General features: G+C 42.6%; 19 protein-coding genes and 2 pseudogenes. 8 read left to right on the top strand and 13 right to left on the bottom strand.

Annotated elements, in window-relative coordinates; genetic code table 11:
- Both V1224_01335 and V1224_01330 read right to left on the bottom strand, forming a co-directional pair.
- Positions 1 to 1332 (bottom strand): MATE family efflux transporter, encoded by a 1332-nt coding sequence (locus V1224_01335; protein WWR16127.1) that lies wholly within the window; start codon positions 1330 to 1332, stop codon positions 1 to 3.
- Between the two features lie 3 nt (positions 1333 to 1335).
- Positions 1336 to 2196, bottom strand: coding sequence for a GNAT family N-acetyltransferase (locus V1224_01330; GenBank protein ID WWR16126.1), 861 nt, complete (start codon positions 2194 to 2196; stop codon positions 1336 to 1338).
- A 355-nt stretch (positions 2197 to 2551) separates the two neighbouring features.
- Here V1224_01330 and V1224_01325 point away from each other — a divergent pair, with 355 nt between their 5' ends.
- Positions 2552 to 3316, top strand: a complete 765-nt coding sequence (locus V1224_01325) for a nucleoside phosphorylase (protein ID WWR16125.1) — start codon at positions 2552 to 2554, stop codon at positions 3314 to 3316.
- A 37-nt stretch (positions 3317 to 3353) separates the two neighbouring features.
- Here the strand turns inward: V1224_01325 and dmpI are convergent, their stop codons facing one another.
- The 3 genes and pseudogenes from dmpI to V1224_01310 form a co-directional block, all read right to left on the bottom strand.
- Entirely contained in the window at positions 3354 to 3563 is a 210-nt protein-coding gene (gene dmpI / locus V1224_01320; GenBank protein WWR17399.1) for a 4-oxalocrotonate tautomerase DmpI, read from the bottom strand.
- A 360-nt stretch (positions 3564 to 3923) separates the two neighbouring features.
- A pseudogene (locus V1224_01315) lies at positions 3924 to 4658 on the bottom strand (IS3 family transposase).
- Positions 4659 to 4731: 73 nt separating this feature from the next.
- Positions 4732 to 5001, bottom strand: coding sequence for a transposase (locus V1224_01310; protein ID WWR16124.1), 270 nt, complete (start codon positions 4999 to 5001; stop codon positions 4732 to 4734).
- A 74-nt stretch (positions 5002 to 5075) separates the two neighbouring features.
- On the opposite strand from V1224_01310, the pseudogene V1224_01305 reads away from it, so the two are divergent.
- From V1224_01305 to V1224_01290, 4 genes and pseudogenes are all read left to right on the top strand, one after another.
- Positions 5076 to 5495, top strand: a pseudogene (locus V1224_01305) (tyrosine-type recombinase/integrase).
- 345 nt (positions 5496 to 5840) lie between these two features.
- A complete protein-coding gene (locus tag V1224_01300) occupies positions 5841 to 6206 on the top strand; it encodes a hypothetical protein (protein WWR16123.1) in 366 nt (121 codons plus the stop codon).
- Between the two features lie 190 nt (positions 6207 to 6396).
- Entirely contained in the window at positions 6397 to 6807 is a 411-nt protein-coding gene (locus V1224_01295; GenBank protein WWR16122.1) for an HTH domain-containing protein, read from the top strand.
- Between the two features lie 11 nt (positions 6808 to 6818).
- Positions 6819 to 7835, top strand: coding sequence for an IS3 family transposase (locus V1224_01290; GenBank protein ID WWR16121.1), 1017 nt, complete (start codon positions 6819 to 6821; stop codon positions 7833 to 7835).
- Positions 7836 to 8386: 551 nt separating this feature from the next.
- Here V1224_01290 and V1224_01285 read toward each other — a convergent pair.
- From V1224_01285 to V1224_01275, 3 genes are read right to left on the bottom strand one after another with little or no spacing between them, the layout of a single operon-like run.
- Positions 8387 to 8956, bottom strand: coding sequence for a helix-turn-helix transcriptional regulator (locus V1224_01285; GenBank protein WWR16120.1), 570 nt, complete (start codon positions 8954 to 8956; stop codon positions 8387 to 8389).
- 22 nt (positions 8957 to 8978) lie between these two features.
- Positions 8979 to 9485 carry a GNAT family protein gene (locus tag V1224_01280; GenBank protein ID WWR16119.1) on the bottom strand — a complete coding sequence of 169 codons (507 nt, stop codon included), beginning with the start codon at positions 9483 to 9485 and terminating at the stop codon, positions 8979 to 8981.
- Positions 9486 to 9523: 38 nt separating this feature from the next.
- Positions 9524 to 9997 carry a GNAT family N-acetyltransferase gene (locus V1224_01275; protein WWR16118.1) on the bottom strand — a complete coding sequence of 158 codons (474 nt, stop codon included), beginning with the start codon at positions 9995 to 9997 and terminating at the stop codon, positions 9524 to 9526.
- A gap of 195 nt (positions 9998 to 10192) precedes the next feature.
- Here V1224_01275 and V1224_01270 point away from each other — a divergent pair, with 195 nt between their 5' ends.
- Positions 10193 to 10384 (top strand): MarR family transcriptional regulator, encoded by a 192-nt coding sequence (locus tag V1224_01270; protein WWR16117.1) that lies wholly within the window; start codon positions 10193 to 10195, stop codon positions 10382 to 10384.
- 12 nt (positions 10385 to 10396) lie between these two features.
- Positions 10397 to 10666 (top strand): Arm DNA-binding domain-containing protein, encoded by a 270-nt coding sequence (locus tag V1224_01265; GenBank protein ID WWR16116.1) that lies wholly within the window; start codon positions 10397 to 10399, stop codon positions 10664 to 10666.
- A 366-nt stretch (positions 10667 to 11032) separates the two neighbouring features.
- Here the strand turns inward: V1224_01265 and V1224_01260 are convergent, their stop codons facing one another.
- Both V1224_01260 and V1224_01255 read right to left on the bottom strand, forming a co-directional pair.
- A complete protein-coding gene (locus V1224_01260; protein WWR16115.1) occupies positions 11033 to 12049 on the bottom strand; it encodes an IS3 family transposase in 1017 nt (338 codons plus the stop codon).
- Between the two features lie 11 nt (positions 12050 to 12060).
- Positions 12061 to 12471: an HTH domain-containing protein gene (locus V1224_01255; GenBank protein WWR16114.1), complete on the bottom strand. Its 411-nt coding sequence runs from the start codon at positions 12469 to 12471 to the stop codon at positions 12061 to 12063.
- Between the two features lie 767 nt (positions 12472 to 13238).
- On the opposite strand from V1224_01255, the gene V1224_01250 reads away from it, so the two are divergent.
- Positions 13239 to 13709, top strand: coding sequence for a hypothetical protein (locus tag V1224_01250; GenBank protein ID WWR16113.1), 471 nt, complete (start codon positions 13239 to 13241; stop codon positions 13707 to 13709).
- Between the two features lie 594 nt (positions 13710 to 14303).
- Here the strand turns inward: V1224_01250 and V1224_01245 are convergent.
- Genes V1224_01245 through V1224_01235 form a run of 3 tightly spaced genes read right to left on the bottom strand, consistent with a single transcriptional unit; the run spans position 14304 to position 16979 of the window.
- Positions 14304 to 14813 carry a molecular chaperone Tir gene (locus V1224_01245; GenBank protein WWR16112.1) on the bottom strand — a complete coding sequence of 170 codons (510 nt, stop codon included), beginning with the start codon at positions 14811 to 14813 and terminating at the stop codon, positions 14304 to 14306.
- Between the two features lie 19 nt (positions 14814 to 14832).
- Complete coding sequence (locus V1224_01240; protein ID WWR16111.1) at positions 14833 to 15726, bottom strand: macro domain-containing protein; 894 nt, start codon at positions 15724 to 15726, stop codon at positions 14833 to 14835.
- 53 nt (positions 15727 to 15779) lie between these two features.
- Positions 15780 to 16979 carry a DNA methyltransferase gene (locus V1224_01235; GenBank protein WWR16110.1) on the bottom strand — a complete coding sequence of 400 codons (1200 nt, stop codon included), beginning with the start codon at positions 16977 to 16979 and terminating at the stop codon, positions 15780 to 15782.
- Positions 16980 to 16982: the final 3 nt, after the last annotated feature.

Here is a 16982-nt window from a genome sequence, read left to right as displayed (position 1 = left end):
TCACAGTTCCCGTACAAAAAAGACGACCGCAGCAGACATTGTCAGCAATTCCGACAGGGGAACCGCCAGCCAGACGCCGGTCTCCTGAAAAAGCGGCGGCAGGATGAGCAGAAAGAAAATGAGCAGCACAAAAGTGCGCAGCGTAGAGATGACTGCCGACACTTTTCCATTTGACAAGGCCGTAAAGAATGCGGAGGCAAAAATATTGATCCCGCAAAACAGGAAGCCAAAGGGAAAGATCAGAAATCCCTGCCGCGCAATGCTGTAAACCTGCGTCCCTTTTTTCGAGAACATACCGACCAGAGGTGCCCCCAGCAACATCGCTGCTCCAAATACAATGACCGACAGAATCATTACAAACAAGAGACAGCGCTTACTGATCTTTCGCAGGCGCAGTCTGTCTCCCGCCCCGTGGTGATAGCTGATGACCGGTGCCACTCCCATCGAAAAACCAATGTACAAAGTTGTCAGCAGGAACTGACTATAGATCATGATCGTGACCGCTGCCACTCCGTTTTCCCCCAATAACCGCATCATAATTCTGTTAAATAAAAACGTGGTGACTGCCGCCGCCATCTGACTTACCATTTCGGAAAAACCGTTCAAGCAGCTCTCCGTGAGCACGGAGCAGTCAAACTGTGGTCTTCGAAATCTCAGCGTCCCGCTATTCCTCATAAAAAAACGCAGACCTGCCAATGTCGGGATCAGATAGCCGATTCCTGTGCCAAGAGCCGATCCCCCAATCCCCATGTGCAGTACAACGATAAAAAAGTAATCAAGAAAGACATTGACTGCCCCCGCACTGACCGCCAACGCCATCCCCAGTCCGGGGCGCCCTGCCGTCACAAACAGATTCTGAAAAAGAACCTGCAGGATACAGGCCGGCGTAAAGAGCAGTAAAAGAAGCAAATATTCCCGGCAATAGGGAAAAAGCCGCGGACTTGCGCCAAGCCCCCATATGACAGAGGAGAGAAAGCAAAGCCCACAGAATGAAAGGAGCAGTCCTGTCACCGCACCCGCACTGACAAGAAGCGTGAAATCCTCCGAGGCCCGCTTCCCGTCACCCGCTCCCATTTTGCGGGCGATGATGGCACTCCCTCCGGTCGCGAGCATCGTCCCAAGTCCGACGATCAGATTGATCACCGGACAGACAATATTCATTGCAGACAGTGCATCCGTGTTCACAAACCGTGAGACAAAGATCGTATCCACAATCGTATAAAGCCCCATAAATATCATCATCACAATCGTAGGCAGCGCAAACCGCAATAGTGACCGGACGTCAAATTCCCCTGCCAATGGATTTTTGTCCGCAGATCGTATCTCACTCATAGTTCAGTCCGTCCCCCTGTCCTCTTTTCGCAAAATAAACCGTTGTGTGGGGTACCCAAATTCAACGAGCAGCTCCGCCTCGGAAAAGCCGAGCGCTTTGAACATATTGCGATAGCCCGTATCCGCTTTGTCGCCTTCCCGAAAAGTTGTTACCATAATATCCAGATCCGCACTGACAAGTTCTTCCCGCAGCTTTCCCAAAAATGCTCCAGCAATTCCCTGTCTCCTGTACCGGGGATGAACTCCCAGGAAATCAATTTTTCCACTCTCTTCCACAAACGTCATAATACCGATCACAGTACCGCCATCCCTTAAGATCAGCGCTCTGTGATGTACAATCGCCTCCCGCAGCTGCACAAGGTACTGTGCCTCGTGCAGATACGGAAACCCATCGATGACAAGATACACCAGACTCATCCACTGCGAAATATCCTCCAAAGTAGCAAATGTGATCTGTCTTTTCCAGAAAGACATGTCTTCAGATTTTACATCATCTCTGTTAAACTTAAATCTTAACTGTAACGGATAATAGATCCTCTCTTCCCGAAACTGGTTCGGTGTCTTTTTGTACATCTGTCTAAAAATCGTTGTAAACGCCTGCCGGCTCTCATATCCGGCAGACAGAGCAATCTCCATGATCGGCCTGTCTGAAAAGGCCAGAAGCCTTGCTGCCTCCGTCAGCCTCCTGCGCTGTGCATAATCATGAACGGTCAGACCGGCTTCCCTGACAAACATACGATGCAGATGATACTTCGAATAGTGCACTGCCTCGGCAATCTGCTCCAGATACAGTTTTTCAGACAGATGTTCTTCCATATAATCTATCGCCTCCATGACAGTTCCAGTCTCATTTTGCCTTCGCATTGCCTGATCCCCCTTTCCCTCACATAAATGCCTCATCAACAGCCTTCTTGCATAGAATATCAACTATGATACCAGAAACAGATGTCTTTCGTTTCATAATTCTTGCGGTTTTCAGGCCAGATCCAAGCGGAACTCTCCGTCACCTCATCCTCCCCAAGAAAAAAGGTCCTCCACTCTGTCGTGAAAGACTCATTTATCGCTGCATATGGAAACCCGGCAACAATCACGGCGGTCAGAAACCGCATCTCTCATCAACCTGTGCCCGGAGCTATAAAATATCATTGCGTAATTGTTTACGATATGTCAGAATATAGAATAAGACAACGTTAAATTGACCGTATTGAGGTGTATAAACATGCAAACAATCTTTCAACGAACTGAAATTTCCGAACCGGCCTTATTCAGCCCTGCCGACACCACAAAAAAGATAGACAATTTTCCGGCAATCTGTGTCTCCACCTTTTCCGAACCGATCATTCAGAAATTTTGTTCCCTGGACGGTACGAAGAAAATAGCAGAACTTAGCTCTGCAAACGGTGTCCTGCCGGTCTATCAGATCAATTATAAGAATACGCCGATCGCTTTCTATCGCTCTATGGTAGGCGCGCCCGCCTGCGTTTCCTGTTTCGAGGAAATCATCGCCATGGGTGCAAAAAAGTTTGTATTGTTCGGCTCCTGCGGCGTCCTCGACGACGAGAAAGTAAAGGATCATATCATCGTCCCTGTTTCCGCGATTCGCGATGAGGGCACAAGTTATCATTATATGGCTCCTTCAGCGGAAGTCCCCATGGACACCCGCTCCGTCCGGATATTGGAATCCGTTTTGACAGCCTGTGGCTACTCCTATGTAAAAGGCAAAACATGGACATCGGACGCGATCTACAGAGAAACACTCTCCGCCATCAAAGAGCGCAAGGAAGAAGGCTGCCTTGCCGTGGAAATGGAATGCGCCTCTATGCTGGCTGTTGCCAGATACAGACACCTCCCATTGATTCAGTTTTTATATGGAGCTGATAGCCTCAGTTCCGATATATGGGAGATCAGAGATCTGTGTTCCTATGGTCTCTCTGACGCAGAGAAATATATGGTCCTCGCTTTTGAATGCGGCCTCGCCCTATGACAGGGCGGGGTTATGGACGGCAGTCATATAATAAAAGCTATGAATGCTTCTTCCTGTACTCCGCTTTCACTTTATCGATCGTCTTGCCGCCAATGCCAAAATTCTGATCCGGCAGTTCCTTGATCGTAGTGACAAAAAATTCCTGCGGCACTTTCATAATCTCGGAAGACACTTCCGTCAGGCGCCTGATCAACTCTTCTTTCTGCTCATCTGATAATACTCCGCTTTCTACTGTAATATATGGCATTTTTGTTCCCCTCGCTTTCTCATTTCCCTTACGCCTATGTAGATTATCTGGCATTTCTTCACCGACTTTCTCCCATCTGCGCACAACCTTATATTGTCCGTAATTATTCTGTCCGCCCTGTGCTTTCTCGCCCGCTGCTTCCGTGTAATCTGCTGCTTTCTCTGCTTCCCTCTGATCCTGCCGTAACTGCAGGACTGCCCATTCTGCAAGATCATTTTGCGCTGTGTTCCCCGCCTTTATATTACCACATAAACCGCTGTCCTGCATACAGTCGTTCTTATTTCCTCTCACGCGTATCCGCGCATGAAACGATTTATCATTGAGCTGGTCAAGCATTTTTGTAACACTGATCCGGAAAATTTATGGTTTATTTGTATCACTGTTTCGTCTTTCAAACGGCGTCATGTAACCATTACTCGAATGCCTACGCATATGGTTATACCACACATAGGAATATTCCATGATTGCTTCATTCAAATGCTCATCATCTGTAAACTCGTTTTGTCTTATCAATTCCGCTTTCAATGTTCCATAAAAACTTTCCATTGGTGCATTGTCATATGGGCAGCCCGCTCTGCTCATGCTTTGGACAATCCCATTCCCTTCGCAGTATTCCGTAAAAATCCTGGATGTGTATTGGCAACCCCGATCGCTGTGAAGGATCAGCCCTTCCTTTATGACCTTCCTTTCCATCGCCAGTTTTAATGTATCAATTGCCAGTTTGGCATCTATACGGCTGCTGTTTTTAGTTGCAACTACCGATTTGGCATATAAATCAATCACGCTGCAGTTATACCGCTTTTCCCCTTCTTTTAAATATAAGTATGTAAAATCTGTACACCATTTTTGGTTTGGCCGTTGCGCTTCAAATTTTTGTTCCAGAAGATTCTCCAATTTTTTATAACATTCTCCTTTTACATAATGGGGTTTTCTGGGTGCCACAACAGACTTAAGCCCCAGCTCCTTCATGTATTTATGGACATTCACTGCGCTTAAGGTAATATTGCGGCGTTCCAGGAATACACGCATCATACGGTATCCCGGACGTCCTGAATAGGTACGGTAAATATCCACGATGGCATTAAATGCTTTTTCCCGGCCGGCTTGGTACCTGCCTTCCTGTGTTTTAAATAGTTATAATAGCCGTTTGGGCACAGCTTGAAACGCCTCAACAGCCGGCGGACACCAAATTCACCCTGATGCCGTTGTCTTCCAATTCTTTTTTCAACCGCCTGATCTCTGCCAGGGTATCCAATTCTTCTTTTTGTGTTGGGCTGTCTGCGCATTCTTCCTGGTACTTGCGTGCCCAGATACGCATAGTACCGTCACCCAGATGGTATTCCTTGTTAATACTTTCGATGGTTCTTCCGCCTTCCAGATAAAGACGGGCTATTTTTCTTTTAAATTCTGGTTCATACTTTTTATTTGTATTTGCCATAAGCAGTTGTCTCTCCTCCCGTGTATAAATGTATCATTTATTTCCGGTTCGGTGTTACAACTTTATTATACCAGCTCAACAAGGATACCATAAGGGAACTGAAGGCATGGCAGGAAGTCCAGAAAAAGGTACTGAAAAACTGTGACTATGTGTTAAGCTACAACGGCATACCAACCAGCAAGCATACCCTGCCACGGGCACTGGAAAAACTTGCCGTGCTTGCCGGTGTACACCGCATTAAAATCCATGCACTGAGGCATTCCCATGCCTCCCTGCTCATCAGCATGGGCGAAAATCCCCTGTTGATCAAAGAGCGTCTGGGGCATGAAAAAATACAGACAACCCTGGGAACCTATGGTCATCTGTATCCTAACACCAATCTTGAAGTTGCCAATAAGCTGACCGGGATACTGCAATATACGCCTGCCACGCAAAGCGTTGCAGACTATACGAGCAACCAGCACACCGCAGCCTATCACAAAGAAGTAAAATAAAAAATGCAATCGTAATGCAATAAAATGAGAAAAAAAGCTGCAAAGCCTTGATTTTACTGGCTCCACGGCTCACCTCAGACTACTCAAACTCTTCCCGAAGTTTTTATCAGCAACTCTCAAATGCTGATATTTCCTACGTTTCAGATACATCTATTTCGCCAAATATTACTCTTTTCGCATCGTTTTCAAAGTTTTCAGTAGCAAATTAGTTGCAGTATCTGCACCGATAATTTTCCATCGGCTTGATATAATCTACTTTTTTATTACTTACAACAAATAAATCCATGTGGCTGTCAGGCTATCTATTACACCCGTTGCCACTGTCAAAGCGAAAGGAGCACTGCTATGAGCAACAAACATAAAAATCCAACCATTAGTTTCAGAATCACCGATGCCGAACGAAAACAAATCGAAGCTCGCATTCTTGCCAGTGGAATGATGAAAAAAGATTACTTTGTCCGTTCCTGCATTTACAACCGCATCTGCGTTGTCGGTAAGAAAGAAACCATATATCCTTTAGTACAGACTGTCAATGCGCTGTATCTGCAATTACTTAAAATGCAAAAAGAATTTACCGCAAACGATGTTACTCCTGATGCGCTTCCTTCTTTGGAATCCATTAAGGAATTACAGACTGAATACACCAATATGCTGACAGCTATTATTGACCTGCTGGATGGTGCAAAGTATCTGTGGGAAGGAGACCTATAATGTACCCATAAGCGTGGACAATCTAATTAGTGTAGTCCCCTCATCTTAGGCATATCGTCAAGTCGGTTCCGACAGATTGGACAGTCACACTAATTGATCCCGCTTCCTTGGACATCAGCACGAATCCTACCCTTTAAATTGGACAGTCTCTTGCTCTGGCATGGTATAGTAGATACAGAAGGAGGATGCCATGAGCAGGAAACAGTTTACCGAAGAGCAGCAGCAAAAGCTGCGCCAGAATCCATATGTTTATAGCGTCACGGCCACGCGCCTTTCCCTCACAAGGGAGTTCAAAGAACTATTCATGGAAGCCTGCAGGGCCGGTGGAACACCCAGGAAGATCCTCGAAGACCACGGGTTCAGCGTTGGATTGATCGGCGAGAGGCGTTTCTTTAGCATCCCGCAGCACATACGCGAGGAATTCAAAAGGCACGGGGGATTCCGCGAGGGCTACAGCAGCCGCAGCAATGGGGGAAATGCCCTGGAAGGCCATCCGTCCGGCGATGACGAACTGAAACAGCTCCGGCATGAAGTCGATTACCTGAAGCAGGAAATGGAGTTCCTAAAAAAAATTTCCTCAATCAGGAATACAGGAAGGTAGGTGCACTGCTGATGAATGGATCCTCTTGCGCCTATGAGATCATCCAGGAAACCCTACAGGCCGCAGGCAACTCCCTGTCAGTCAGCTCCTTATGCTCCATGGCTGGCGTATCCCGGAGCGGATACTACGCCTGGCTCAAGGCTGCACCCATCAGGGAAGCGCAGGAGCAGAGGGACCGTGAGGATTTTGACCTGGTACTGGAAGCCTATCGTATGCGTGGCTATTCCAAAAGGGCAAAAGGCATATATATGGCCCTCCTCCATATGAACCCCCCGGTCATCATGAACCTCAAAAAAATACGGAGGCTCATGGACAAATACAACCTGTCATGCCCTGTTCGCAAGGCAAACCCCTACCGAAGGATGGCCAGGACCCTGAAGACCAGCAGCGTAGCGGACAACCTGCTGCGACGCGAGTTTGAATGCTACGGCCCGCGGATGGTGCTGCTGACGGACATCACGTACCTTCCATACAATGGGACGTTCGCCTACCTGTCGACCATGCTGGACGCATTCACGAAGCAGATCCTGTCGTATGTCCTCAGCCCGTCATTGGAAGTGGACTTCGTCCTGGAAACAGTAGAGCAGCTTATCAAAAGGCATGGTATCTCGCTCCATGCCGAGACGGTCATCCACAGCGACCAGGGATGCCATTATACAAGCCACAAGTTTATTGATATCGTGCAGGACAAAGGGCTCAGGCAGTCCATGTCACGCAAGGGCAACTGCTGGGACAATTCGCCGCAGGAAAGCTTCTTCGGCCATATGAAAGACCACATAAAAGACAAGATCGCGGCCTGTTCCTGCTATGGAGATGTCAAGGTGGTCGTGGACGATTACATGGACTATTACAATAAGCAGCGTTACCAGTGGCACCTGGCAAAACTATCGCCAAATGAATACTATCAGTTCGTCACAAGTGGGATCTGCCCACTGGATGTCCCAAACACACCGGCGCCACCAGCATATGAGAAGCAGCCGGAAGAGTTGGGCATTCACGCAGCCGACAAGAAAACCGAAAACAATTAAACCCTGCATCACCATGCGGAAGGAGCGGAACCGTTGTCAAGGGAACCGTGGAATACCGTAGCCCGACACGTTTTTGGCCGGGTGAGGATATGCCGCGAAAGTCCCTTGACATAAAGTTCACGGATTACCCTTTTATAAGGAAAAAGGATTATTTCCTTTTTCCTGCCCCCGGCGAGGGCGGGTTCGGGCAGAGCCCGGAGTAAAAGTTTAGGCCAGGGATGCCTGAGCGGCGGGACACCCTTTTCAGAGGGCGTCCCAAGAGTGGATTAGATTTTTTCAATGCGCCAAGGCAAAGTGGTGATCACACGAAATGTCTTATCCATGGCATGGGGTATGGATTGCGTGTAGATGTCCGAAAATCGGGTACTACACAAATTCAAAATGTCCTTGACAAGGGGTACAATTTACTTTGGGTTCATACTTCTTTTGGATTATAATGTGTTTTATATAAATAACCCATAACCATATACATTTTTTTAGGTCATATGAAGCGATATGAAGTGAGTTGCAAAAATGTTTAGCTAATGCGTTTATATATTTGCGTTTTGACATTATGGTTTTCTCCATTTATAACTATTATTTTTCTTGTCATTCCCTTTTTCATCAACACTGCTACTTGTAGCAGGCCAGTTGATTTTCCATTCAAAATACTCGTCCTCTGAAATCTCTCCGCTTTTTAGCTGCTCTTTCCGCAGACACCACTCTCGCATGAAATCATTGACTAAACCGTACTCTAGCCACATACCCACTGGAGCATGAGCAGGCCAGTCATCATTGTCATAGTAACGCACCGACTTATCATCAGAAGCGTTGCATTTGCCGGGATTACGGACAAGCTGAAATAAATGGATCGTGCTGCGGTCGTCTTCATCAAGCCAAAGGAATGTGAGCATAATATCCTCGGCGCAACCGGGGGTAACACCAATAAAGTGAATATAATTGACGTTCAGTATCTTTGCCATTTCCATTAAAGTGTTGTTTTTGGGAACACGATAGCCGGATTCATATTGTGCGATACGAACATCAGCATTGCGTTCCTCATATCCCAATTTCAAGCCTAGTTCACGCTGTGTCAAGCCCCGGAACGTGCGTATTCTCTTTATCCGTTCTCCTAATACCATAGTCATGTTTCCTTTCTGAAAATTAGAATGATTGTTTTGAAATTATCATGTTGCATCTGCTCCACAACTCGTCTTTATATGCAAATACATCTTTATCAATCTTTCTTTCAACAAAGCCGATTTTTTCATAACATTGTTTCGCTAATGTGTTTTCATTGAAAACATTTAGTTGAACCGCTTTTGCTCCACTTATCTGAAAAGCGTATTGCAGAGTTAGATTCAGCATTTCTTTTCCGTAACCTTTTCCACGTTTAGTTTTATCAACAATAACAAATTTAAGAAAACCGATATTGTCTGCTGTATTGACAGAATAACAGAAGAAGCCTACTGCCTGTCCGCTGTTTTCTGTTGCGACATAAGCACTGTCCGTCCAGTCCATTGCATTTTTCTCTAATAAATCATGGAAAGATTTTTGTGTCATGGGGTAGGGCAAAAGATTTGCACACCAAAAAGCATGAGTTCTTTCGTCATCAATCCATTTTGATACATATTCGTAATCTTTGCTTGGTATATATGGTCGGATTCTCATAAATGGAATGTCCTTTCTCCAATTTATTTATAAATTTGTTATAGGTAGTACACCATAATATATTCTTCCTCGTTCTCCTTTACAATCTCAAAACCAATCTTTAAATACATCTTTGCCGCATAATTGGCTTTTTGAACAGAAAGAGAAACCCGACTGTACCCATGTGATTTAAGCAGGGCAAGAATTTCTTTCATCATAGCCGTTCCAATGCCAAAGCCCCGGTAATCTTTATAAAGAGAGATTGCCAAAGAGGGCGTTTCAGCATCTATATGTCCGTAATCGTTCATACTGCGAACCCAAACAGCACCGACAATCTTACCGTCAACCTCTGCTGCTAATCCCCAATCATCTTTGGATTCCCCGAAACGCTCAACATAAACCTGTAATTCTGGAGATGTAATGATGGTTTTAGGTGGAGGTTCGATACCCTCTGGAACAAAAATTGCTTCATATAGAAAATTATCCAGTAACGGATATTCCTGTTTTTGTATTTTTCGTATCGTTACGTCCATAGCTGACCTCTCAATTCTGTATTCTCCATATATTCTAGCATAATTCAGATAATACAGCAATAAAAACTTATCAGAAATGCTAAATTTAATAAAAAAGATAAGTTTAACAAATAGGCTATTGACAATAACAGAAATGTTAAGTATAATTCAAATACAGAACTTAACAAAAACGCTAAACAAAAAGGAGGATATTGAATGAGGAATGAACTATTTGTAACTGCCGGGGAGGTAGCGCAGGAGTTGGGTGTTTCCAAACCATTTGCTTACAAATTAGTACGACAGATGAATGAGGAACTGGAAGAAAAGGGTTTTATTACAATCGCCGGACGTGTCAGCAGAAAATATTATGAAGAAAAATTCTACGGCATGGCGCAGGCGGCGAACTAAGGAGGGCGGATTATGGCGGCATATAAAGATGAACAGCGTGGAACGTGGTATGTATCGTTCCATTATTATGACTGGACGGGGAAGAACTGCCGGAAAGTCAAGAGAGGTTTTAAGACTAAAAGAGAAGCTACGGAGTGGGAACATCATTTCCGTATGAAAGAAGCGGCTGACTTGGATATGACTTTCGGGGAATTTGTGCAGGCGTACACAAGGGATATGAAGCCAAAATTGAAACACAATATAAATTGTACCCCTTGTCAAGGACATTTTGAATTTGTGTAGTACCCGATTTTCGGACATCTACACGCAATCCATACCCCATGCCATGGATAAGACATTTCGTGTGATCACCACTTTGCCTTGGCGCATTGAAAAAATCTAATCCACTCTTGGGACGCCCTCTGAAAAGGGTGTCCCGCCGCTCAGGCATCCCTGGCCTAAACTTTTACTCCGGGCTCTGCCCGAACCCGCCCTCGCCGGGGGCAGGAAAAAGGAAATAATCCTTTTTCCTTATAAAAGGGTAATCCGTGAACTTTATGTCAAGGGACTTTCGCGGCATATCCTCACCCGGCCAAAAACGTGTCGGGCTACGGTATTCCACGGTTCCCTTGACAACGGTTCCGCTCCTTCCGCATGGTGATGCAGGGTTTAATTGTTTTCGGTTTTCTTGTCGGCTGCGTGAATGCCCAACTCTTCCGGCTGCTTCTCATATGCTGGTGGCGCCGGTGTGTTTGGGACATCCAGTGGGCAGATCCCACTTGTGACGAACTGATAGTATTCATTTGGCGATAGTTTTGCCAGGTGCCACTGGTAACGCTGCTTATTGTAATAGTCCATGTAATCGTCCACGACCACCTTGACATCTCCATAGCAGGAACAGGCCGCGATCTTGTCTTTTATGTGGTCTTTCATATGGCCGAAGAAGCTTTCCTGCGGCGAATTGTCCCAGCAGTTGCCCTTGCGTGACATGGACTGCCTGAGCCCTTTGTCCTGCACGATATCAATAAACTTGTGGCTTGTATAATGGCATCCCTGGTCGCTGTGGATGACCGTCTCGGCATGGAGCGAGATACCATGCCTTTTGATAAGCTGCTCTACTGTTTCCAGGACGAAGTCCACTTCCAATGACGGGCTGAGGACATACGACAGGATCTGCTTCGTGAATGCGTCCAGCATGGTCGACAGGTAGGCGAACGTCCCATTGTATGGAAGGTACGTGATGTCCGTCAGCAGCACCATCCGCGGGCCGTAGCATTCAAACTCGCGTCGCAGCAGGTTGTCCGCTACGCTGCTGGTCTTCAGGGTCCTGGCCATCCTTCGGTAGGGGTTTGCCTTGCGAACAGGGCATGACAGGTTGTATTTGTCCATGAGCCTCCGTATTTTTTTGAGGTTCATGATGACCGGGGGGTTCATATGGAGGAGGGCCATATATATGCCTTTTGCCCTTTTGGAATAGCCACGCATACGATAGGCTTCCAGTACCAGGTCAAAATCCTCACGGTCCCTCTGCTCCTGCGCTTCCCTGATGGGTGCAGCCTTGAGCCAGGCGTAGTATCCGCTCCGGGATACGCCAGCCATGGAGCATAAGGAGCTGACTGACAGGGAGTTGCCTGCGGCCTGTAGGGTTTCCTGGATGATCTCATAGGCGCAAGAGGATCCATTCATCAGCAGTGCACCTACCTTCCTGTATTCCTGATTGAGGAAATTTTTTTTAGGAACTCCATTTCCTGCTTCAGGTAATCGACTTCATGCCGGAGCTGTTTCAGTTCGTCATCGCCGGACGGATGGCCTTCCAGGGCATTTCCCCCATTGCTGCGGCTGCTGTAGCCCTCGCGGAATCCCCCGTGCCTTTTGAATTCCTCGCGTATGTGCTGCGGGATGCTAAAGAAACGCCTCTCGCCGATCAATCCAACGCTGAACCCGTGGTCTTCGAGGATCTTCCTGGGTGTTCCACCGGCCCTGCAGGCTTCCATGAATAGTTCTTTGAACTCCCTTGTGAGGGAAAGGCGCGTGGCCGTGACGCTATAAACATATGGATTCTGGCGCAGCTTTTGCTGCTGCTCTTCGGTAAACTGTTTCCTGCTCATGGCATCCTCCTTCTGTATCTACTATACCATGCCAGAGCAAGAGACTGTCCAATTTAAAGGGTAGGATTCGTGCTGATGTCCAAGGAAGCGGGATCAATTAGTGTGACTGTCCAATCTGTCGGAACCGACTTGACGATATGCCTAAGATGAGGGGACTACACTAATTAGATTGTCCACGCTTATGGGTACATTATAAAGAACCTTTCTTCAAAAGTTTCAAAGACAATAACCAATATACGCAAATTTGTTACAATACTGAATTAAAATTAACTGATAATTCATATGATTTGATTTTCTTTGAGTGGGCAAAGAAAATCTCTCGACAACCACTATTATTCTTTCAACGTTTTCCTGACAAAGAATATAATTATAATTTTAGTGGTCAAGAAGCATTTTTAAGCAAATTACCCAAATTAAAAGTTACGTCTATAAAGCCCTCAACCTTTTTTGAGGGAATAACATTCAATAACGTAATTTTTGAATCTATTTGTTTAGAGAAGATATGTTTCCATAATTGCATTTTTAGAAATTGCGATTTTTTAAATATAATTTCTTGTAAAACACCAAGTCTTTTTATAGTTCCAGATTTTAAACAAGGATTTAGCGCATGTGACTTTTATAATTGCCATTTTAAAAAATGTAATTTAGATAATATTTTCTTCAGCATAGGTTCTTTATCCCACACTATCTTTGACAGTATGACCCTATGCAAATGTGTATTTCATAGAATGAATTTTAATCATGTTGTATTTTTAGGAAAGACAATCATGAATCAGACTTCCATTCTTTCACCCTCACATAACTTCAACATTATATTTCGTGGTTCAATGGAGGATTTTCATGTTGATTCAAGGTGCAAAATTACTGCTTTTTGCTATCATGACATTGTTAATTTTACAATTCGTCAATATAGGACATATAAATTATTCAAATCTTCGACATATGGCGAAATTGCTGATACATTTTATGCAGTAGAACAAATATGGACTTCCAATCATATACGGGAAGATGATAATCATATAGCTAATTTTTATTATCAACGCAAAAGAGCGGAAACAAGAAGCAAAAAAGGCATATCTGCTTTCCCTTACTATTTATTAGAGGCAATAATAGGGTATGGAGAAAAACCATTCAAAGCATTTATAATGCATAATCTTTTTAATACTATTATTCAGCTTTATTTATATGTTTACTGGATTTACACCCAACTCCTCTACTTGTTCAATCAATTATTTTAGAAATTGCATTTTTGATATTAATCGTCAGACAATATTTGATTGGCTCCAAAGTCTATATTTCAGCTTTTTTACACTTATAACCGTAGGACAAGGCAGTGCTGCTCCCACATCTGGTATTACGCAAATAGCTATGTCTGTCGAACTATTATGCGGTTCTATAATCATGATGTTATTTACTGCAACGTTATTTAGGAAATATACTAAATAAGTTTATTTGAGAATATAGGTATCAAAAAGGTATCACGCCCCACATCAAAAGCCGGAAAGTCCGCTGTTTATGCGGATTCCCGGCTCTCTGTTTACTATTCAAACTCGACAATTACTAATCAATTTTGTTTAGAGATTATTCATTGTCGTGTTTACATTTCTTTTGATAATTTGATTTATCCATATTATCCTGCCTATATGAGCTAATGTTATCATTTTGTTATCGCTGTTGATAACATCTGCTTTGTAACTGCGGATAATAGCTATATGCTATGTATTAAATTATAAGCAATTTTGATAAGAAAAGCCATGAACGGTTTATAAGTATTTTACCCAAATCATTGGCTTCCATCCAAGCTCCCTATTTATTCAAACACTAATGAGAATTTATCCAATAGCATTTTTAACCGCTTGATAATCCCAATAATACTGTCCATTTTCATAATAACACATGGCTGTATGAGTTCCAACGTTTTTTACCGCATCTGGACATTTAGACTTATTTACTGTTGCCGCATTATATAAAACAACAATTTTCAAGCCATCTCTAACAGCTTTCTCACATTCATACTCGACGTAACTTCGATAATCGACAGAATAACCTCGTCCACATGAGTGTGTATAACTATTGTAACTTCCACAATACTGACAACTTCCACTTCGCACTGTTGTTGTATTATTACCCACAATCAAAACGAAAGCTTTAGAAGCATCTAATCTTTTATTCAGCGAAGATTTGATACTACAATTCAAACTATTATCTCGTGCTTGCATTAAATCATGAGCATCTGTAAAAGATAAACTCCAATGCTTACTATTATTCCATTTATGTAACTGTTCCACCGCATCGTAATCTCCTGACCAATCAGCCGCAATATATGTCCTTGTTCTGTACATAATATTTCTCCTCTCATATTTAAGCGAAGATAGATACTTTATTTCTATCTTTTTGATAAACTACTATGTTAATAGTTCCATGTATTTTTTCATTATACAATGAAAGTACTGATTTTGTAATTTGAAGCGAGTCATAATGCGTTAAACCCGCTCTTGACCTGCCAGTTCCCATCAATGTTATATACATTTGATACCCTTGTCCATTTATATCATAAAATTCCAATAGCTTTTTCAAACATTTAATAACTTCTTCTTTTGAAGCCTGGGCTTTATTGTTTTCATCAAATTCTGATAATGCCAATAGAAAAAACTCAATATTATTTTTTCCTTCAACAACAACTATCGTTCCATTTTCAAAGCATTTTCGTTTCCCACGTTTCTTTTCTTGTTCACTCAACTCTTTAATAGGCATAATGCCTTTTAGTGAAAGATAGTTATCTATTGCAGAATCTATATCGCTTACCTGGAATCCATGTTTTATCATGTTCTTTACCCACAAACCATGAACTGTTGTAGGTGATACAAGTGGTTTGTCATATAAGGATAAGTTTTCATCAACAATAGTATCGAAACATGTATTTACAGGAATAACTACAATTTTCTTTGTCTTATCTTTTTTAGGAAATCCCAATTTCATAATATCAGCATAACAAATATTTATCTTTCCATCTCCATTATCCCAAATCAGATAATTTCTTTTTATTATGCATATCCATAAAATACTCATAATCAATGCTACACCTAAAATTGATAAAAAAATCAAGATTTTTACATAAATATTTGTTATTCCCACATCTTCCCACGTTATGAATGATAACACTATTGAGAGAATAGTAAATAAACCACCCGCAATTGTTAAAGTTGTTTTACCTATATTCTCAACATTTTTCTTCACAACTTCTAAAAACTCCACTATACACTTCCTTTCTAATTCTAAACAAAGCATACATTCTTAATCTAATATGTTTACATAACTGATACACATACAGCAAAAAACATTTCTTCTAATTCATGTTCAAGCTGTATCTTATAATCATCAATTATAATCATATTTGATGGGATATCAACATGCCTAGTTAAATTGTCATTTTGAGTACGTATCAAAACTGTTGCACTACATTTCTTTCTCTTTCCTGCATTTTTTAGCAATTCCACTGCCTCACTAAAACTTTCTGTTGCTTTTTGAATTTTTACTGCCACAGGTGCATTTTTATAATATTTTTTAAGAAATCCATCAATCCCCTTATTTCTTTGCACCACATCACAATCCAATTGATTTAGAATAGCACTATCAACATCACTTTTTGTCTTATATGATTCAATACCTAATTTCATTAATCTGGATTCTGTTTTATACGGATTTTTCAATCTGTTTTCGGATATTTCTACCGCATCCCGGCTAATATCAATTCCTATTCCTTTTCTATTAACTAATTCAGCCGCAACCATTGTCGTTCCACTCCCGCAAAAAGGGTCAAGCACTGTATCGCCTACATCAGTACTAATACGAACGATTCTTTCTAGTAATTCAATAGGCTTTTGCGTAGGATATCCAACTCGTTCTTTAGCTTTAGGGTTTAAAAATGGAATCTCCCAAACATCCGACATTGGTACCCCCTTTTTCTCCTTTGATAAAATAATTTCACCATTGTCATCATGCTTATAAATTGCTTTTCCTCTATTATCCCTCACTCTCTCTTGAAGGATTTGGTCAATATTAGTAGTTGGAGAATACTCTGTATAAATAATATTAAATTTATAATTATTTGTTTTGGAATAAAAGAAAATTGTTTGATGTCCTGGCAATAATCCTTTTTTTGAATTAGACCATCTCTTATAAGTCCATATGATTTCACTTCTAAAATTTTCTTCTCCAAAAATATCATCTAATATTATTCTCAAATAGTGTGATGCCTTTTCGTCACAATGCAAAAATATACTTCCTGTATCTTTTAAAACTCGTTTTAACTCATATACACGTACTTTCATATAATCCAAATACTCTTCTCGACTATTCCAAACGTCTCCAAAAAAATATTCAGTCCCTTGTGTATCTTTCAAAGATTGCATTTTCTGCGTAAAAAAAGGTGGATCTAAATAAATCATATCAACCGAATTACTATCTATCTGTTTCAGAATATCCAAACAATCTCCATGTATTACCATTTC

This window comes from Lachnospiraceae bacterium JLR.KK008, from assembly GCA_037015955.1.
Taxonomy (GTDB): domain Bacteria; phylum Bacillota; class Clostridia; order Lachnospirales; family Lachnospiraceae; genus VSOB01.
This window is presented reverse-complemented; position numbering and strand designations above follow the sequence as displayed.